Here is a 17,805-nt window from a genome sequence, read left to right as displayed (position 1 = left end):
CTATTTATCAACGATTACGTAAGAACCCTTAGCTCCCGGGATTGAACCGCTAACTACCAATAAGTTTTGCTCTGTGTACACCTTCAAAACCTGAAGATTCTGAATTTTAACGCGGTCACCACCAGCACGTCCTGCCATGCGCATTCCCTTGAATACACGTGAAGGCCATGAAGAAGCTCCCAGTGAACCTGGCGCCCTTAACCTGTTGTGCTGACCGTGAGTTTGACCACCCACACCGCCAAATCCGTGGCGTTTTACAACACCCTGAAATCCTTTACCTTTTGAGGTACCAACTACATCAACATAGTCACCTTCTTCAAAGATCGATACGTCAACTGTGTCACCAAGAGCTTTTTCATCCTCAAAAGTCTTAAACTCAACCAGCTTACGCTTAGGTGTAGTTTTGGCTTTTGCGAAATGTCCCTTCAATGAACCGGTTGTGTTTTTCTCTTTCTTGTCGTCGAAAGCTAACTGAACTGCGGTGTAGCCGTCTGTATCGACGGTACGTAGCTGAGTAACTACGCATGGGCCAGCTTCGATAACTGTGCAGGGGATGTTCTTCCCTTCAGCATCGAAAATGCTGGTCATTCCTACTTTTTTTCCAATAATTCCTGACATTTTCTTTAATCAATTTGTGTCCATCGAAGCAGTAGGGCTTCGTTCAAGACATAGTAAACCCCTCTAAAGGGAGGGCAAAGATAGGAAAGTCTTATTAATTATCAAAGAGTTGTGAAGTTATTTTTGAATAATTTGTATTCTTCTCCAAAGATGAGGTGCTTTCCATTTTGAAAAGCAAAACCTCCACTTCATCGGAACCGACAGTCCGGTGCTCTGGAGTAGTTTTGCTCAGGACTTTTGTATTTCATTAAACTCTTAATAGACAAGCAAAAGCTACTCCTGCCGCCCCGGTTTAGCTTACGCAGGTTTGACGCATTGATTGAAGGCAGTTTGCATAGCGAGCTCTTCCCCAATTAAGTCGGGTGTCTCCCCACAGGCATGCACAGCATATGCCTGGCTGGGTATTTTAATGTACCTGGGTTCAAACCCCGTGCAGCGGTGATCCGGTTGCAGCATCTTGCACAACTTAACAGGCTTCCGGGCACCTGCGGCTGGGGCCGCGTGCCACACGAGATCCCCGACTTAATCGGGGAAGAGGCCCTTATTCTCCCCTGGCTCGATCAGGGGTCTCCCTACAGGCATGCGCAGCATATGCCTGGCTAGGTATTTTAATGTACCTGGGTTCAAACCCCGTGCAGCTGTGATCCGGTTTGCAGCATCTTGCACAACTTAACAGGCTTCCGGGCACCTGCGGCTGGGGCCGCGTGCCAACACGAGATCCCCGACTTAATCGGGGAAGAGGCCCTTATTCTCCCCGGCTTGATCACGTGCGGCCCGCTTTGTGGAAAATCTTGATTCTTGGTTCCTGATACCTGGCTCTTAAATAATACTTTTAGCAGAGTCTTCATACTTACCGCCTCTTTCGCGTTCGGTGTACTGCCAGAGCTCTTGGCCTCACCATACTAACGGCACCATTCGGGATTAGAACCCAATAACTGTAATGCACCAGTGTTTGTGTTTAAAGCAACAGTAAGCTATTGACCATCTGGCAGGTCTTTCTTTGCCGGCGGGTTACACGTATGAGCTGCGAGTCTTACTTCCTTCCTCGTACCTCATACCTCATTTCTCTTCATTTCTCCATAGACGAACATTTAAATGGTTTTATATTCACTCCTCATACCGGTACAATTTCATAACACCATTCTGAAATGGCTACTCCCATACTTCATTCCCAGACGTCCGGAAGACGGGCTCCTGCGTCAGACCTCCGACTTTAGTCCTCTTCCTTTCATTCACTAAGGATTCACTAGTGGTTCACTAAGCGTTCACTCCCCTTTCATCCCAAAATCCCATCCCCTCCTCTTTCATACTTCCCGCATCCTCCCTCCACTTTCAACCCGATAGCTATCGGGTCTCCACTTTCAACTTTCAACTCTATCCCTTCCCCCTCCCCTTAATTTACAAAAAATCCCCCTCTTTCACCACATAAAAGCACTTTTACCATATTTTCAATGCCGGTGAATGCGCAATTATGAAATCGATAATGCCGGCACTTCGGCAATCATGAAATTCGCAAGACCGGTGAATGAGTAATTATGAAACTCGTAATAGAGAAAAGATAGTATTTCAAGAAATACATAATAAATAGTCAGAAATTCTGCGTGAAATCGGAGTTTCGCCCTTCCCGATTAGGTCCTGAAAGGATCTCGTGCTGGTACGCGGCCCCAACCGCAGGTGCCGAGCGGGAACTTCCTATGCTTACGCTATGCAGCACGAACCCGCAAATAGTGGTTGCGATCAATATAACCCGCAGCTTCACGCAAGTTTGATCACGGCCTTATCTTAGTGTTATCTCAGTGCTTAGACAGTGCTGAAGATGTGCTTAGAACGCAGGAGCATACTGATGGTGATATTGCGGGTTTCTTGCAGGTTTTGGATAGTTTACAACATCGGTAAGCCCAGACTGTAACAGGCAGGCGTGCGAAATTATTTGGAGTTTTGATCTGAACGCTGTGTTAAATTTACCGCAGAGGGCGCAAAGTACACGCAAAGAGCGCGGAGGCCAGGTGGGAAAATGCTTATTAGCACGTATTAGCCGTCTGATTCTGCGCCCTCTGCGAAAACTCTGCGCTTTCTGCGTTAAATCAAGCGCGAAGCGCTTAACTTATTTAAGTCTAAAACATAGGGCCTGCCTCTATATCACACTCTGCGGTAAAAAGAATAAGCCAGCCCACAGCTCAAACCCAGACACAATAAATCCCCGTCAAAACTGTTTTACTATAAAAACTAAACCTTATGCCGAAACTAAAACCTATCCTCCTCCTACTCCTTATTATATATACATCACTAGACCTTCAAGCCCAGACACCCGGAACTACCTTAAGCCAGCAATACCAGGACGTGGTTGTAAAATCGGGTTCATACCAGGGATTCAAAGAGATCCGGAAAGAAAAGCTGGACCTGTTCTGGAGAAACATCCTGGATACGCTCGCCCGGGAAAAACAATTAAAGAATGAAGCCAACGCGAAGATCGCCGGCAGCGCACAATCGGTTACTCAATCGAAAGCTGAGCTCGATTCTCTTCACCGGGAACTCGAGGAATCAAGAGCCAGTGTAAACCAGGTTAGCCTGCTGGGTATCCCGATGGAAAAAGGCACCTATAACCTGCTGATGTGGGGACTTGTATTAATGCTCGCGGCAGCTTTAACGTTTACCATCTACCGCAACAAGTCAGCGCTCACCGAAGCACGTTATCGCACAAGCCTGTTCAATGAACTTAGTGAGGAGTTTCAAAAATATAAGATCTCTGCCAATGACAAAGAGAAAAAACTGGCCAGGGAGCTGCAGACGGAGAGGAACCGGATCGCGGAGATAACGGGAAGGTAAGGGAGTTTTATGTTGTACGTTATAGTTGTAAGTGGAAACGTACCACACGGTTAAGAACTTAGTCTTCTATACATAGGTGGTTCTTATTTAAAGACTTTCACATTAAATACTGCTGATGGAGTCAGGGGGCCAGCCGTCGTATTGCTAAAACGGATGCTCACCGTATTCGGTGCACTAACCCAGGCCACATAAGTTCCTCCTGCAGCCATGGTTGCAAATGGCACTCCGATACTGACCACATCCCCATCAACGGCACCATTTACTGTGATCGTAGATAGACCATCACTGGTTTGACCGGCTGGAGTTGCATTAAAAGCTACAGTACCGCTGGCCGAAAGTGCTGCCACAAGTGTACCACCTGTTGGCAGAGTTACATCCGTCAAACCAGTTGTTCGAAGTGTTATATTATTAGCACCGAAAGTTGTCAGATTACCGCCCAGTGTTATAGTACGTCCTAAATTATTAACTCCGGTACCTCCATATTGTCCGGCGATAACTGAGCCGTTCCAGAGGCCAGTATAGCTAGTAGCGCTAAGCTGCCCGGTCAGAGGAATAAAACTTAACCTCGAATTAGACACCCTTTGGTCGAGAAAGCCTGTTGTCCCGTTCACAAACGTTGGATAGACTGCTGAGTTCGTACCCAGGTCATTAGTTATTCCTGTATTAACTGTGTTTGTTGAAGTCAGGTTAGCTACAGTACTGGATGAAGCAACCACAAACGGCGCTGTGCCCGTTGGCACTGTCGATGTAAAGCCCGAAGCTGTTAAAATGCCTGTTGCAGGAACAAAGCTGAGCCGGGTGCCCGCAGTTCTTTGTCCCCAATTGCCGGAAGTATTTGTGACAAATGTAGGATAAGTGACGGCGGTGCTGATAATGTCATCAGTAATGGTCGTTGTAGTGGCATTTGTAGCCGTGGTCGAATTACCGGTTAAGTTGCCGTTAAACGTAGTAGCACTTAATATTCCCGTATTCGGGTTAAAAGTAAGATTAGGGCTGCTGGTCTGATGGGGCAGATTTCCGGTCGTTCCGGAGACAAATGTTGGGTAGTGCAATGCATTAGCAGTAATATTATTTGAAATGGCACTATTAGCCGAATTCACGGCATCAATTGCCCGGGTCGCGGTTCCGGTTACATTTCCAGTCAAAGGACCACTGAATCCAAGAGCGGTTAGTACCCCTGTGCCCGGCACATAACTTAAATTGGTATTGCTGGTACGCAGGGCGGAATTACCGGGACTCATCGTAACAAAAGTCGGATAAGTAACTGCTGTAGTTGAAACATCATTTGTGACCGCCGAATTGAGTGAATTTGTTGCTGTCAAAGCCGTAGTTGCGGAGGTTGCATTCCCTGTTAACGGCCCGCTGAAGCTGCCTGCAGTTACGGCGCCCGACACAGTTAAGGAACTGAAATTACCATTTCCCCCAAGCGATCCGGTAAGGAATTCCCAGCCGGTAACTTTCCTTACATACAGGCCTACCGCCGGGGTTTTGGTAAGATAGATCAGCATACCATTGGGTGGATTTAACGCGTTTATTGCTACCGTATCCGCCATACGCGGCAATAACAAGCCCTGATTAGCACTTTCCAGCTCAAGCAGGGACGAAGGTGCTATAGTAGCACCATTAGTACCGATCTTTATTTGTGCGTTAGCGCTTCCTATAAGCACGGATAGGATCCCGGCGAGAAGCAGTCTGTAACTGGACGATGATGAGTATAGTTTGCGCATATCTTTTTTGCTGAAGGCGGAAAGCTGAAAGCTGAAAGCTTTGACCCCGACGCCTATATTTTCGTTTTTTTATCCTTTTGTTTTCTCTTTTCCTTTTTTACTTCCCTCTTACCTTCAGTTCCGTTTCCACTTTCCACTTTTCCGTTTTCCGTTTTCAGTTTTCAGTTTTCAGTTTTCCGTTTCTCTCAAAACAAGTACGACGGCATCAATATATCCCTGTCAATAGGAATATGATACCTTAATATGATCTCATGCGTTCCTTTCGCGAAAGCATTCAGTCTTCCCACATTATAATCATAAGCATATCCAAGCCTTAGCTCCGGTATTACCCGTACATCCATCAGCCCTACCACAGCGCTGTGACTGCGGTATGAAACACCCATAGAGAAGAGATCACGGAAAAAGACATTGGCATTAATGTCATAATTTAAAGGTATACCCTTCACCCCGCGTAAGAGGAAACTGGGCTTCAGGATAAAATTATCGTTGAGGTCGATGAGCATACCCGCATTGATATAGAAATGAGGGCTTTGCTTAACTTCGTAATGGTTCAGAGCAATATTTGTTTCACGCAAATGGGTCCGTACGATGTTAGGAACAGAAACGCCGGCGTAGAACTTATCGGTATTATAGAATATCCCGGTCCCAAAATTGGCAACCAGCGTGTTCACATCCTGGGCAAAGATGGGGTCGCCGGGGTGGGTCACGTTCAGGTCAGCCATATTTGCCTTATAATTCAGTGCCCCCACCTGCAGGCCGAAAGACATCCTGGAATTATCGCCATCTATATGGTATGAGAGAGAGCCTTGCGCCCCTGTAGTGCGTGACACAGAGATCTTATCATCAACAAGTTTTAGCCCCACACCCAGCTGAGTGGTTCCTATGGGCATATCAAAAGAGAGCAAGGCAGTCTGGGGTGCATCCTTAATGCCGTTGAACTGCTTCCGGAAAATACTGGTAAACTGCATCGACTCCTTAAAGCCCGCATACGCCGGATTGATCTCCAGCGTATTGAACATGTATTGCGAGTACAGGGGGAGCTGCTGCGCTGAAAGCTGAAGGCTGAACGCTGAAAGCAATAAAATACAAATAGTAAGAGGAGTAACTATTTTCTTCATACGCATTTACCTGTTAATAATCAGATACCCCGGAATACCTTTAGCACCATTTACACTGATCAGGTAGTAATAAATACCATCAGGAAGTACATCGCCCATGAAACCGCCCTGATTGCCGTTGCCATCGAAAGAATTATCGTAGTCCAGGTGCTGGTAGACCAATACCTGGTTGCGACTGTAAACTTCAAAACGTACCCTGTCGGTTGGCAAGCGCTTTACTATCTCATACCGGTCATTTAACCCATCGCCATTTGGCGAAATAGCATCCGGCATATTTACAGGAGTATTCTCATCCACCTGCTTTTTGATCACCGATTTCGTAAAATATTCGGTGGCTTTAAGGGCTCCGATGTTTAGCCTGGTATTCATGTACGAATCGAACACCGCCGCACCGCTGCTTATAGTTCCCGGTGTAACAGTTGCATGAGGGGCTACGATGTCATATAAGCCCGTAAGGTTCGCATCATATCGGCTCACATAAGCATCGTTCCTGTTCCTGAAATATTCGACACCCTCGTCGGCTGAATTATGCTGCAGTGTAAGATCGAGGCTTCCTGATGCATCCGGAAAATCACGTTCCACGATCCAGGTCTTGTATACATATTCGGGGAAATTAGTTTTATTATATACCTCGTCGGCCACTCGTATTTTAATATTCTGCGGGATGCCACGATAGATGACAGAAGCGGGTGTATAGCTTGTAAGCGTAGTACCAACCGGATAAGCCGTCGCTGTATTTGCCGCTCCGCTAAAACTCCTCATCAGGCTCCCCCCTGTTATTCCTGTTCCTGTCACAATAAAACGCCTGTCACTAAAACCCGTGATCGTCCCGCCGCCATTACGGCCAACTGTTACGTCCACATCATCCAGTATCAGATTGCCATTAACAAAATCCAGGTTATTGTTGATATGAAGATTACCGGTTGTTGCCGTTACATTAAGAGGGTTATCAATTCTTACATTGGGAAAACCGTTATAGGGCTGTGAACCGGCCGATACGATTTGCTGTGGATTGAAAAACTGTCCTGAGAACCTGAATATGCCTCCAATGCCGTCAATCCCGCGAGGTGACTCATCCGGTAAGCGGCTTCCCGGCTGGTTCTGCCATATCTGTGCAAAAAAATGTATCAGAGCTGTATCATACGATACAAAGGTACCGCCCTGCGAAACATTAGAAAAGATGTTGGTGCTGGAATTAGGATGCGCGTATATGGAAGCATCACGAAAAATGTGGACCTCGTTCACTGCCTGAGCTTTGGCCAAACAAGGTAAGGTGACAAACAGGACAAGCCAAACCTTGCGGGAATGCACCAGTTTATTTATAGCGGTTTTGGATATCACGTAAAGTTTAGATCAATAAGCTTTCTTTTCAATATTGTGCAAACGAAACCTCTGTATTGCAGACAAACAGGTTTCAAGCAAACAACAAGATACAATAATATTATTTTCCGGCAACGTCCTTATTAATAAGATGTTAAAAAACACTCTTAATTCAGGCCCTTAAAGTTCTGCAATAAAGTCTTGCTTTCAAAGCAATTTTTTACGCTGAAACAGATAAAATAGTTTCGTTTTTTATCATACTCCTTATAAAAAATTGATTTGCACGCAGGATGTACGAAAGCAACAATAAATCAGGCAGTTAAATAGACACCAGAAGTCGTTCCTAAGGTTTGGTGATGTTGATCACACCGGTACCGGCAATATTAAGTACTGCCGTATCCTGCACTTCAAGATCAAATACAGTTACACTGGTAGCAGTTAGAACGGATTTATCATTGGCACCACTAAGTATCAGCTTATGGAATGTAAATGCGGGGATTGTCTGGGCAGCGGTGCCATTGAAGTTTACCGTGCTTCCGGTTACGCTCGTAAAAGTGGGCGAGCCGGGCGTGAACGTCCCTCCGATTTCGTAAGTTCCGCCGTTTACCAGGCTGCGGGGGCCGCCGCTTGTGGTCAGGTTATAATAACTTCCCGGGGCAATCTCGGTCTGGCTGGCAGCGGTATAGAGTACAGTTGAGGTTCCGGGCAGCATGGTGCCCTGGTTGATAAATGGTGTTCCCGCCAGGGGAAGAGTTAATGTAAATGCCCCTAGTCCAAGGGTTGAGCCCGAGTTGACCGTTAAAACATCTCTCACGGTTGTATTGGCTGCAAGGGACTTAACGCCGGGGTTGGAGATCTGTAATTTGTAATAGTCCAATGCAGCGATATTTTGAGCAGCGCCATTGTAATGGAATATCCCGGTATTAGAAGCAGTAAAGGTGCCGGTTTTATCCCAGCTTCCGGCTAAGTTCAGGGTGCCATTGCCAAGAGTGAATGCACCCGCGCCACTGATATTACCCGATACCGAAACCGTTGTATTCTCTCCGAATACTGTTACTGAGCTGATCGTCCAGTCGTTTAGTATTTCCAGCGCCTCATTAGCCGGAAGATTCTTTGCCCCGGTATTGAACTCAAGGTCATAATAAGAGCCTGGCGCTATATTTTGTGTACCTGTACCGGTATAGAAGAATTTACCATTGCCGGTAAGCGTACCGTTATTAACGAATGGGGTGCCATTATAAGAAAGCGTAACATTATAGGTATCGCGGTCAAACGTAACGCCGGGATTAATGGTGAGCACTCCTGTGATAATGATATTGCCGGTGATAGATTTTATCCCCGTACCATCACATATAAGCGTAGCATAACTAAAAGGTGCAATGGTTTGATTGGCGCCTTCGTATATCACTGTTCCGGTGGCTGCATCAAATGTACCCCCGTTGGCTGTCCAGTTCCTCCCTATCCGGATGACCCCTGCACCCTGGTCAATCAACGCACCGGTATTGTGGATCAGGTCCCGGCCCACGGTTACATTCTGCGTACTCGTCATGATAACGTTCGAAGAAACAATCCAGTCATTAGTTGTCTCTATGGTAACTCCTGTTGCAATTGTCTTATCACCGCCGGTGAATTCGAGATCATAAAAAACTGAAGCATTGACCGTCTGGGCACCAGCGGCAGCATACTTAACCTTACCGTTACCTGTAAGTGTTCCGAGGTTGCTCAGGGCATTTACTGTTCCGCCCTGGAGCTCAAGTGTAAAACCAGCCATGTTCAATATGGTGGCGGCATTAATTGTAACTAAATTCGTGGCGGTAATATTACCATCCATGGTTTTAGTTCCACCGGTCATAGACAACTTATAATAACTGAGGCTTTTGACAATCTGGTCGGTTCCATTATAATGTATTGTGCCGGTGCCTGGCGTAAGCGTACCTGTATGCAGCCAGTCGCCCTGAAGATTAACGAAGCCTGCGGCGGTAAATGCCCCCGTGCCAGTAATATCGTTGGTTATATTCAGGGTAGTGCTTGTTGTAAGGGTTGTTGCAGATTCGATGATAAGGTTATTCGCAATATTCAGCGTTCCGGAAGCAATTGAATTGGATACTGAACTCGATAATTCCAGGTTATAATAGTTTATGCCCACCCTTACTGCCTGGGCAGCGGTTCCGTCGTACACCACCCTTCCTGTACCGGGATCAAATGTTCCTCCTGCGAAAGTGGACTGAAAGGTCAAAGTGCCGGTCGACATCGTCGTTCCTCCGCTACCGCTTACCGCACCGGTAAATGTACCGGATGCATTTCCATTATAGGTTACATCAGCATTGGGTACGAATGTCCCATTAACATTGAATGTTGATGAGTTTTCGACAATCAATGGAGAACTCATAGTCACCGCGCCTGTGATGGTAGCGATGGAATTTGCTTCCATTGTCAGCGGAGCAGTGATAGCGAAGGCGCCCGCAATATTAACATTGGCGCCAGAAGGAATCGTCTTGGACCCGCCCGTCAGTGTGGTTTTGGGGTAAGTACCCGATCCGATAACCTGCGCGCCCGTCCCTGCAAAAACAAGCGCGCCACTCGTGGAGACGATTGTCCCATTATTTACTATGGGGTTACCGTCTCCGGTCAGGTTCACCGGGCTGGTGCCCATGCTGAGTGTTTTACCGCTGTTCACTGTTAACACATTTGTAACTGTCACAGCCCCCGTAATACTTCTGTTGCCGTCGATCTCCAGGTTATAATATGTCCAGTTTACTTTAACAGCTCCTCCGTTGCCTATATATTTTATCGTCCCTGTTCCCGGAGTAAAGGTACCCGAGCTCGTGTACGAAGAATCCAGGCTCAACGTTCCCGATCCCATTGTCAGGGCGCCGTATCCTGACAGCAAACCGCCTACATAGGCATTGGCTGTTCCATCCATTACTACACTGGTATTCTGTGCCCAGTTGCCATTTACAGTGAGCATGGTACCGCTTTGAACTGTTTTATTGCCGCCGGTTACAGTTAAATTATTAAATGTGGTGCCGGGAATAGTCGTTTCGGCTGCGCCACTCATAGTGACTAAAGCAGAACCCGGATTAAATGTTCCGGCACATATAAATGCATTGGCAGATCCGGATAGAGTCATGGCAAACGACCCGGCCTGAAGAGTTCCGGATGCAACATTTAACTGATTTTGAACAGTGATTGCACCGAGGAGGGATTTTGTACCATCAAAAACACCAAGGTTATAGTATGTCTCCAACCAGATTCCCTGGGCTGTTGCGCTTTTAAAATTCACAGTTCCTGTACTTTGGACGATGGCGGGGGCTCCTCCGGTAAGGGTTCCCGAGAGGTTAAGGATTCCTGCGTCGGTAAAAGTGATCTTACAGCCAGCCGCTATTGTAGGAGCTACTGTTCCCGTCGAGTAGCCGCCGTTCAGATTAGCAGTACCGGTTGAGATAGTAATTACGTTGGCCCTGCCCGATGTGGCCTGTGCCTGCATATTAAAAAGCCCACTAACAGTTAATGTACCTGCACCCACCGCTATAGTACTGGTGCGCGTAGCTGTGGGAAGGTTCATTGTCAGGTTACCTGATACTGATAAGGAATTGCTCAGGTTAATATTTACGATATTATTGGCTGCAGGCAGCACGAAATCAAAGTTCCCGTTCACGGCGACATCGGTATTGATATTCATTGTAGCACCACTCGCAATTATGATATTCTCAAAATTGGCTGTCCCGCTGCCGGCATTAATGGCAGCATTAGCGGTACCGAAAGTGACCGTTCCGGTGCCGTCGTTAAACGTACCATTATTTTGCCAGGGACCATTAACAGTAAGCGTAAAAGAAGAAAGGTTTAAAATCGCTCCGGAATTTATCGTTACGCCCGTACATGTCTGATTGGCAATTAAAGTAACCGATCCGCCGGAGCTCGTTGCGATAACTACCTGGTCGCCTACAGCCGGGATATTCCCTCCAACCCAGGTCGCACCAGTATTCCAGTTACCCCCCGCAGCGGTTGATGTAATAATGGCAGCAGACAGCGACGAGGCACGAAAAAACGATACCAGGAAAAGCAGCGCAATGCAAATCTGGCATCGTTCTTTCTTAAACCGAGGTATTATCGTTTTCATATGCCGAAAGTCACCAGGCAGTGTCGGTATAATAAAATCCGGTAAGCAATTCGTATGCGCCTGGGATGCGAAAGCCTATCAAATATACTAAAAAACAACGAAGGATTCAAGCGGAAAGCTTAGTTCGTAATGGTTAGCATCCCCCCGCTATCAGATTCCAGGTTAAGTATGGCGCCACTCTCTATTGTTATGGTTTTGGCATTTACCTGGCTGTTTATCAGTTTTACCCCCGGTCCCACGAGCGCAATGTCATAAAAAGTAAATTCGGGCAACGTCTGATTTACACCGTTAAAGCTCACAGTGCTGTTTATCACCTCGTATTCTCCGGCGCCAGAAGTAAATGTCCCTGAAATTCCGATGGTGCCGGCTTCAGCAAGCTTTCTCGGACCGCCGGCAGCATTAAGATTATGATAATTTACAGCTGCTATTTCCGTTTGTCCTGCATTAGTATAATTTACAGTGGAAGCTGAAGGCGAAAATAGCCCATTATTAACTAAAGGCGTACCAGCTCCCGACAAGGTTAGGTCCTGGCTATCCAGGTGCAGTTCGCTGTTTGCACCCACAGTCAGTACATTTCTGACAATTACTGCATCACTCAGGGTCTTTGATCCGGTTCCCCCGGTTTCTAAGTTATAATAATCATTGCCGGCTACGATCTGATCAGCGCTGCCGTCAAATATAACTGTACTGCTGCCCGATTCGAGGCTGCCTTCGTTCATCCAATCTCCTTCAAGAGATACCACGCCATCCTCAAGAATGATATTTCCGGTACCAATTACACTACCTGCGATATCTGCGCTCGCTGCACCAGGAAGGGTAAACTGGCTGTTGACATCCAGATCATTATTGATTACAATAGCCTGGTCAGCCGCAACCGATTTATTGCCGGTTAAGGATAGTTTAAGATTAAAATACTCGACCGCACGTACTGTTTGCGCAACGGCTCCTGCATAATGTACCGTTCCGGAACCGGGTACAAAAGCTCCGGTCCGTGTATTGTTCCGGCTTATAGTGAGTGTTCCCGACTCCATCGTCATAGTACCTGCACCGGTGATATCTCTGCCAACTATAACCGTTGAAGTTCCTGCAAACAATGTGTTGCTGCCTACATTAAAATCGTTTGAAATATTAGCCGAAGAAGCTGTTGGGATTGTCTTAGTCCCCCCATTGGAAAAAGCCAGGTTATAATAGGTTGTACCCGCGACAGTCTGCGCGGAGGTCCCGGTAAACGAAACCGTTCCGGTGCCGGGAGTAAGAGTTCCGTTTACAACAAGCGGGGTGCCAGGCCCGGGAAGAGTCAGCGTGTAGCTGCCCAGGCTCAGAGTGCCATCAACCTGTACACGATTATTTACCGTAGTACTTGTGGAAAGATTTTTTGTACCAGCCCCCGAAACGCCTAAGTTGTAATACACCTTCGGCCAGATCGATTGCGTTGCCGCACTGGTGAAATTCACGGTTCCCTGTCCAGGTGTGAATGTGTGCGCTGTTCCGCTTAGCGTTCCCGATAAGTTTAGTACACCTGTGCCGGCAAAGATAATCCTGGATGCCGCCCCGCCTGTAGTCAGCCCTGCAAGATTTGCTGTTCCCGTTGTAATATTAAGTGTGGCGTAGCGGGTACCGCTTGAGCCTGACATGGTAAACAAACCGGTTGCATTTAATGTGCCACCATTGACATTTAATTCGCTGGTATATCCATTACCTGGACGCGGCATGCTTACAGCGCCGTTCACGGTCAGCATATTTGTGCCGCTGATAACGAGTCTTCCGCGACTGTTTATAGTAAGTTTAATACAAGTCCTGATGCCGTCAACTGTTACCGCATTGGTTCCTGTTGTTGCTATAACTACTTCATCACCCGCCAGGGGTATCACTCCCCCGCTCCAAGTGCTGGTTGAGTTCCAGTTACCTCCGGCTGTGGTAGAGGTACGGATGGCGGCAAATCCTGCGGAGCATAAACACACAAACACGGTTAAGCATACAGCGAATTTACCAAGAGCACATTTAACAAATGTTTTTTGATATTGACGAACAGCATTCATAATCTTTGAAGGTTAGTTAATACGAGTATTATATTAGTTAACATTGAGCTGGCCGGTTGTTATGTCCATAGTCGGACCATCTTCTATATCCACCTGGTTTACGTCTACAGTTGTTGCAATTATTTTTTGACCTGAACCACTGATTATCATCTTTTTAAACATAAAGGCTGGAATGGTTTGCGTAGGACCTGTGCCGTTGAAGTTTACAATATTTGCATTATCGACAGAATATGTTCCGCCGGAAGGGGTAAATGCCCCGGCTATGCCGATGGTACCTGCCGGAAAAATCTTAGGGCCACCTGCAGACCCGGTTAAGTTAAAATAGTTTAACAGCGCGATAGTTGGTGTAGTGCCCCCATATATAACGGTTGAGGTAGCCGTATTAACCGTTCCATTATTAACAAATGGTGTTCCTGTGGCCGACAATGTTAAAACTTTGTCGGCAAGATTAAGTTCTGAGGACGCATTGACAGTGAGGATTGCCGCTACAGTCGTATTGGCTGCCAGAGTTTTTATTCCAGCATTCGAAACCTGGAGATTATTATAGGTCAGGCCGGCGATGTCCTGTACACCACCGTTGTATATAACGGTGCCCGTCCCTCGCGTAAAGGGACCGTTATTGCTCCAGGCCCCTCCCAGGGTTATCGTTCCCGATCCCATCGTAATGGCACCTCCACCACTGATGTTCCCGTTAACGTTAGCCGCTGCAGTGGTAGTCATTGTTGTTGCACTGCCAGCGGTCCAGTTGTTGCCCACTGTAATCGTTGTTCCCGCCGCGATGGTTTTTGTTCCCGTGCCTGAGAACTCCAGATCGTAATAGCTTGTCCCGGGCACATTTTGCCCGCTACCTCCTGAAAAGAGCATCTTTCCCGTCCCTGCAAGGCTACCCGTAATTACCAAAGGAGTTCCTGTAAGCGGCAACGTAACGGTAAAGGTACCGAGATCGAAAGTCGCCGGTGTGGAAACCGTCAATATGTTGTTGACCGTAGTGTTCGCCGCAAGTGTTTTTGTCCCGCCCACGGTTACCTGCAGGTTATTATAAGAAAGACCTGCCACGCTCTGAGCGCCGCTCCCATTGTAGTTAACTGTCCCGGTGCCTCGTGTAAACGTACCGCTGTTTGTCCAGTCGCCTTGTATGTTTATTGTGCCTGATCCCATGGTGATGTTGCCGGATCCTGTGATATCCCCGGTAACGTTGGCAGCCGCTGTCGTGGTCATGGTCGTTGGACTATTTACGGTCCAGTTACCCTGGACGATTGCAGTGGAGCCAGTTGCTATGGTCTTCGTTCCCGCACCTGAAAAACCCAGGTTATAAAAAGTTTCATTCCAGACGGTCTGTGCGGAGGCTCCGGTAAAATTAACCGTCCCCGTAGATTGGGTAAGAGCGGGAGGCCCTCCGGAAAGCGTACCCGATATGTTTAAAGTACCTGCACCGGTAAACGTAAACAGACAACCGGTAGTGCCGGTGGTTAGAGCCCCCAGATTGACCGTACCGGTAGAGATGGTCATTATATTATTTCTTGTAGTCACAGTGGCTGACATCGTGAACGTACCTGTTACAGATAGCGTTCCCGCGCCGACTGCGATAGTCGACGTGAAGCCCGCGCTTGGCCGTGGCATAGACCATGTCCCTGTAACAGATAGGGAATTAGTACCGGCAATAGTAACAACAATGTTGGCTGCGGTTGCTGCAAACGCAAAGTTACCAGCAAGTACAACCGGCGAATTGATAGTTAATGACGCTCCGCTGGCAACGGTAACATTCTGAAAATTCTGCGGATTCGTTGTTCCGTTGATCGATGAGACACCTGAAAATGTTACGGTAGCAGTAGTCCCATCGTCAAATGTCCCGCCATTATTGGCCCAGCTCCCGGTTATCGTAAGCCCGAACGTAGTTGCCGTTAATGTACCTCCGGCTTCTATTGTGATTCCGGCAGTCGCCGTCGCCGCAGTGATCGATATGTTGTGTCCCGATTGAATAGTATAGGTATGCGTACTGCCTGGAAAAGCAACAACAGTACCTCCTGTTCGCTGGGTCGACCAGCGGGTACCTGTAGTGAAAGACCCCGTACTCCTTGAAAAATATTCAGCAGCGGAAGCTGACAACGAACAGAGAATAAGCCCACAAAAAAGAACCAGCGTAGCCGGACTAGAAATGCGCCGTCTTGCCGGCCATGAATTAGTTAACATTTCCATGCTGCGCAGATACATTACCTTTTAACAAGTTTTGAAGCAGCGTTTGAACCTTAACAAGTTCCGCTTCCATTTTTTCGACACGCTGACTGTCAGATTTCAGGCTGGCAATATCTGCTTCCTGTTTGCTGATCAGCTTCTGCTGATCTTTGATAGCTTCAAGTAAGAGCGCCACCAGTTTAGAGTATTCAACAGATTTGAAGCCTTTATCATCGGTATCCACAACTTCCGGAATAACTTTCTCGACCTCTTGGGCGATCAGGCCAAGCTGGCGGCCTGATGCGAAATTCTTTTCTGGAAATTCCCCGGTTCTCCAGTTATAGTTCACCCCTCTCATAGCCAATACCTTTGGAAGGGCATTTTCAACGGCTTTAATATCCGTTTTCCAGCGCTCATCAGACGTTTCATTGATACCGTTTGATTTTACTTTTCCATTAACCTGTAATTTCTGCGCACCAACAGGATCCATCCCTATACCCACATTTCCGTTATTATTAAAGATGTTCCCTCCTGCGACCCAGGCAGTACCGTTCCAATATGGTGTATCACCTGCGGTTGATCCGTTAACAAGCTTGGCTGCTACTGCCTGCGCGTCAGCGTAAGCGGTAGTAGCAATTGCTGTAGAGTTATTGTTTGCAGACTGGGTAACAGCGATCGTTCCGGTTGGCAATGTTACGGTACCGGTGAAAGTCGGTGAGGCCAGATTGGCTTTTTCTGTATCCAGCTCATTAATTGCTGCCTGAACTGTAGTCGCTGCAATGTTGCCTGCTGGTACGTTAGCGACAGTAGTTGCCGTCTGGTCGCCGGTGTTTGTTCCAGATAAGTTTCCTACTGCTGCATTGGCAAGCATAGCATTGCTGATCGCACCATTAGCAATTGATGTCGCATTTCCTACTGAAGTAACAGGGCCGGTCAGGTTGGCGTTGGTGGTTACAGATCCTGCTGTAGTTGCAGTAGCTGCATTTCCGCCAATGCTTAGATTAGCTACCGGTGTTGTAGAAGTCACGGTAAATGGTGCAGTACCTGTAGAAACTGTAGACACTACAACCGAACCGCTTACATTCCCTGAGGCAGTAAGGCTTGTTCCTGTGGCGGCGCCGATGTTTGGTGTAACCAGTGTTGGTGAAGTATTCATTACAAATGTATTACCCGTTCCTGTTTGGGAATTGATACTTGTTGCGTTCCCAACTGAAGTGATCGGACCAGTTAAGTTCGCATTGGTGGTAACGGATCCTGCTGTAGTTGCAGTGGTTGCATTTCCGCTCAGGGCTCCAACAAAGGTTGGAGCTGTAACCGTCCCGGTAAAGGTTGGAGATGCAAGAGGGGCTTTCAGATCAACTGAACTCTGGTCAGCCTTTAATGCTAAAGCAGCTGTAGTAGCTTTCCCATCAAGCGCAGTTTGAGTTGCTGAGCTAATTGGTTTATCTGCATCAGCCGTATTGTTAACATTACCTAGTCCAACCATTCCTGCAGTGATACCGGAAACAGTTCCGGTAAATGTTGGTGAAGCAAGAGGTGCCTTTAAAGCAAGATCTGCACTAGCAGCCTTTCCATCAAGGGCTGTTTGAGTAGCTGAGCTGATCGGCTTATCGGCATCAGCAGTATTGTTCACGTTGCCTAAACCAACCATTCCCGCAGTGATACCGGAAACAGTTCCGGTGAATGTTGGAGATGCAAGAGGTGCTTTTAAAGCAAGATCTGCACTGGCAGCTTTCCCGTCAAGTGCTGTTTGAGTAGCTGAGCTGATCGGTTTATCAGCATCAGCCGTATTGTTCACATTACCTAAGCCAACCATTGTGGCGGTGATACCAGATACGGTACCGGTAAATGTTGGTGATGCAAGG

General features: G+C 47.3%; 10 protein-coding genes. 2 read left to right on the top strand and 8 right to left on the bottom strand.

Annotated features, from left to right (window positions below; all coding sequences use genetic code 11):
- Positions 1–618, bottom strand: a complete 618-nt coding sequence (rplC, locus tag P2W76_RS07515) for a 50S ribosomal protein L3 (RefSeq protein WP_276347073.1) — start codon at positions 616–618, stop codon at positions 1–3.
- A 378-nt stretch (positions 619–996) separates the two neighbouring features.
- Here rplC and P2W76_RS07510 point away from each other — a divergent pair, with 378 nt between their 5' ends.
- Together P2W76_RS07510 and P2W76_RS07505 are read left to right on the top strand one after the other, a co-directional pair.
- Positions 997–1,221 (top strand): hypothetical protein, encoded by a 225-nt coding sequence (locus P2W76_RS07510; protein ID WP_276347071.1) that lies wholly within the window; start codon positions 997–999, stop codon positions 1,219–1,221.
- Between the two features lie 1,632 nt (positions 1,222–2,853).
- Entirely contained in the window at positions 2,854–3,444 is a 591-nt protein-coding gene (locus tag P2W76_RS07505) for a hypothetical protein (protein WP_276347070.1), read from the top strand.
- An 83-nt stretch (positions 3,445–3,527) separates the two neighbouring features.
- Here P2W76_RS07505 and P2W76_RS07500 read toward each other — a convergent pair whose 3' ends face one another.
- The 7 genes from P2W76_RS07500 to P2W76_RS07470 form a co-directional block, all read right to left on the bottom strand.
- On the bottom strand, positions 3,528–5,171 hold the full coding sequence (locus tag P2W76_RS07500) for a hypothetical protein (protein WP_276347068.1): 1,644 nt from the start codon (positions 5,169–5,171) through the stop codon (positions 3,528–3,530).
- Positions 5,172–5,356: 185 nt separating this feature from the next.
- On the bottom strand, positions 5,357–6,289 hold the full coding sequence (locus P2W76_RS07495; RefSeq protein ID WP_276347067.1) for a type IX secretion system membrane protein PorP/SprF: 933 nt from the start codon (positions 6,287–6,289) through the stop codon (positions 5,357–5,359).
- A gap of 6 nt (positions 6,290–6,295) precedes the next feature.
- Entirely contained in the window at positions 6,296–7,534 is a 1,239-nt protein-coding gene (locus tag P2W76_RS07490) for a gliding motility-associated C-terminal domain-containing protein (protein WP_276347066.1), read from the bottom strand.
- 418 nt (positions 7,535–7,952) lie between these two features.
- Positions 7,953–11,729: a hypothetical protein gene (locus P2W76_RS07485; protein ID WP_276347065.1), complete on the bottom strand. Its 3,777-nt coding sequence runs from the start codon at positions 11,727–11,729 to the stop codon at positions 7,953–7,955.
- 119 nt (positions 11,730–11,848) lie between these two features.
- Complete coding sequence (locus tag P2W76_RS07480) at positions 11,849–13,768, bottom strand: hypothetical protein (protein WP_276347064.1); 1,920 nt, start codon at positions 13,766–13,768, stop codon at positions 11,849–11,851.
- Between the two features lie 33 nt (positions 13,769–13,801).
- On the bottom strand, positions 13,802–15,874 hold the full coding sequence (locus P2W76_RS07475; protein ID WP_276347063.1) for a hypothetical protein: 2,073 nt from the start codon (positions 15,872–15,874) through the stop codon (positions 13,802–13,804).
- A gap of 73 nt (positions 15,875–15,947) precedes the next feature.
- A partial coding sequence (locus P2W76_RS07470; protein ID WP_276347062.1) for a tail fiber domain-containing protein occupies positions 15,948–17,805 on the bottom strand: 1,858 nt, incomplete at its 5' end.

The organism is Daejeonella sp. JGW-45 (genome assembly GCF_029360805.1).
Taxonomy (GTDB): Bacteria; Bacteroidota; Bacteroidia; order Sphingobacteriales; family Sphingobacteriaceae; genus Daejeonella.
This window is presented reverse-complemented; position numbering and strand designations above follow the sequence as displayed.

Excerpts from the sequence above, each read along its gene's own strand:
- rplC (WP_276347073.1), bottom strand. The coding sequence starts at position 618 with ATGTCAGGAATTATTGGAAAAAAAGTAGGAATGACCAGCATTTTCGAT.
- P2W76_RS07480 (WP_276347064.1), bottom strand. The coding sequence starts at position 13,768 with ATGAATGCTGTTCGTCAATATCAAAAAACATTTGTTAAATGTGCTCTT.
- P2W76_RS07500 (WP_276347068.1), bottom strand. The coding sequence starts at position 5,171 with ATGCGCAAACTATACTCATCATCGTCCAGTTACAGACTGCTTCTCGCC.
- P2W76_RS07510 (WP_276347071.1), top strand. The coding sequence starts at position 997 with ATGCACAGCATATGCCTGGCTGGGTATTTTAATGTACCTGGGTTCAAA.
- P2W76_RS07495 (WP_276347067.1), bottom strand. The coding sequence starts at position 6,289 with ATGAAGAAAATAGTTACTCCTCTTACTATTTGTATTTTATTGCTTTCA.
- P2W76_RS07485 (WP_276347065.1), bottom strand. The coding sequence starts at position 11,729 with ATGAAAACGATAATACCTCGGTTTAAGAAAGAACGATGCCAGATTTGC.
- P2W76_RS07505 (WP_276347070.1), top strand. The coding sequence starts at position 2,854 with ATGCCGAAACTAAAACCTATCCTCCTCCTACTCCTTATTATATATACA.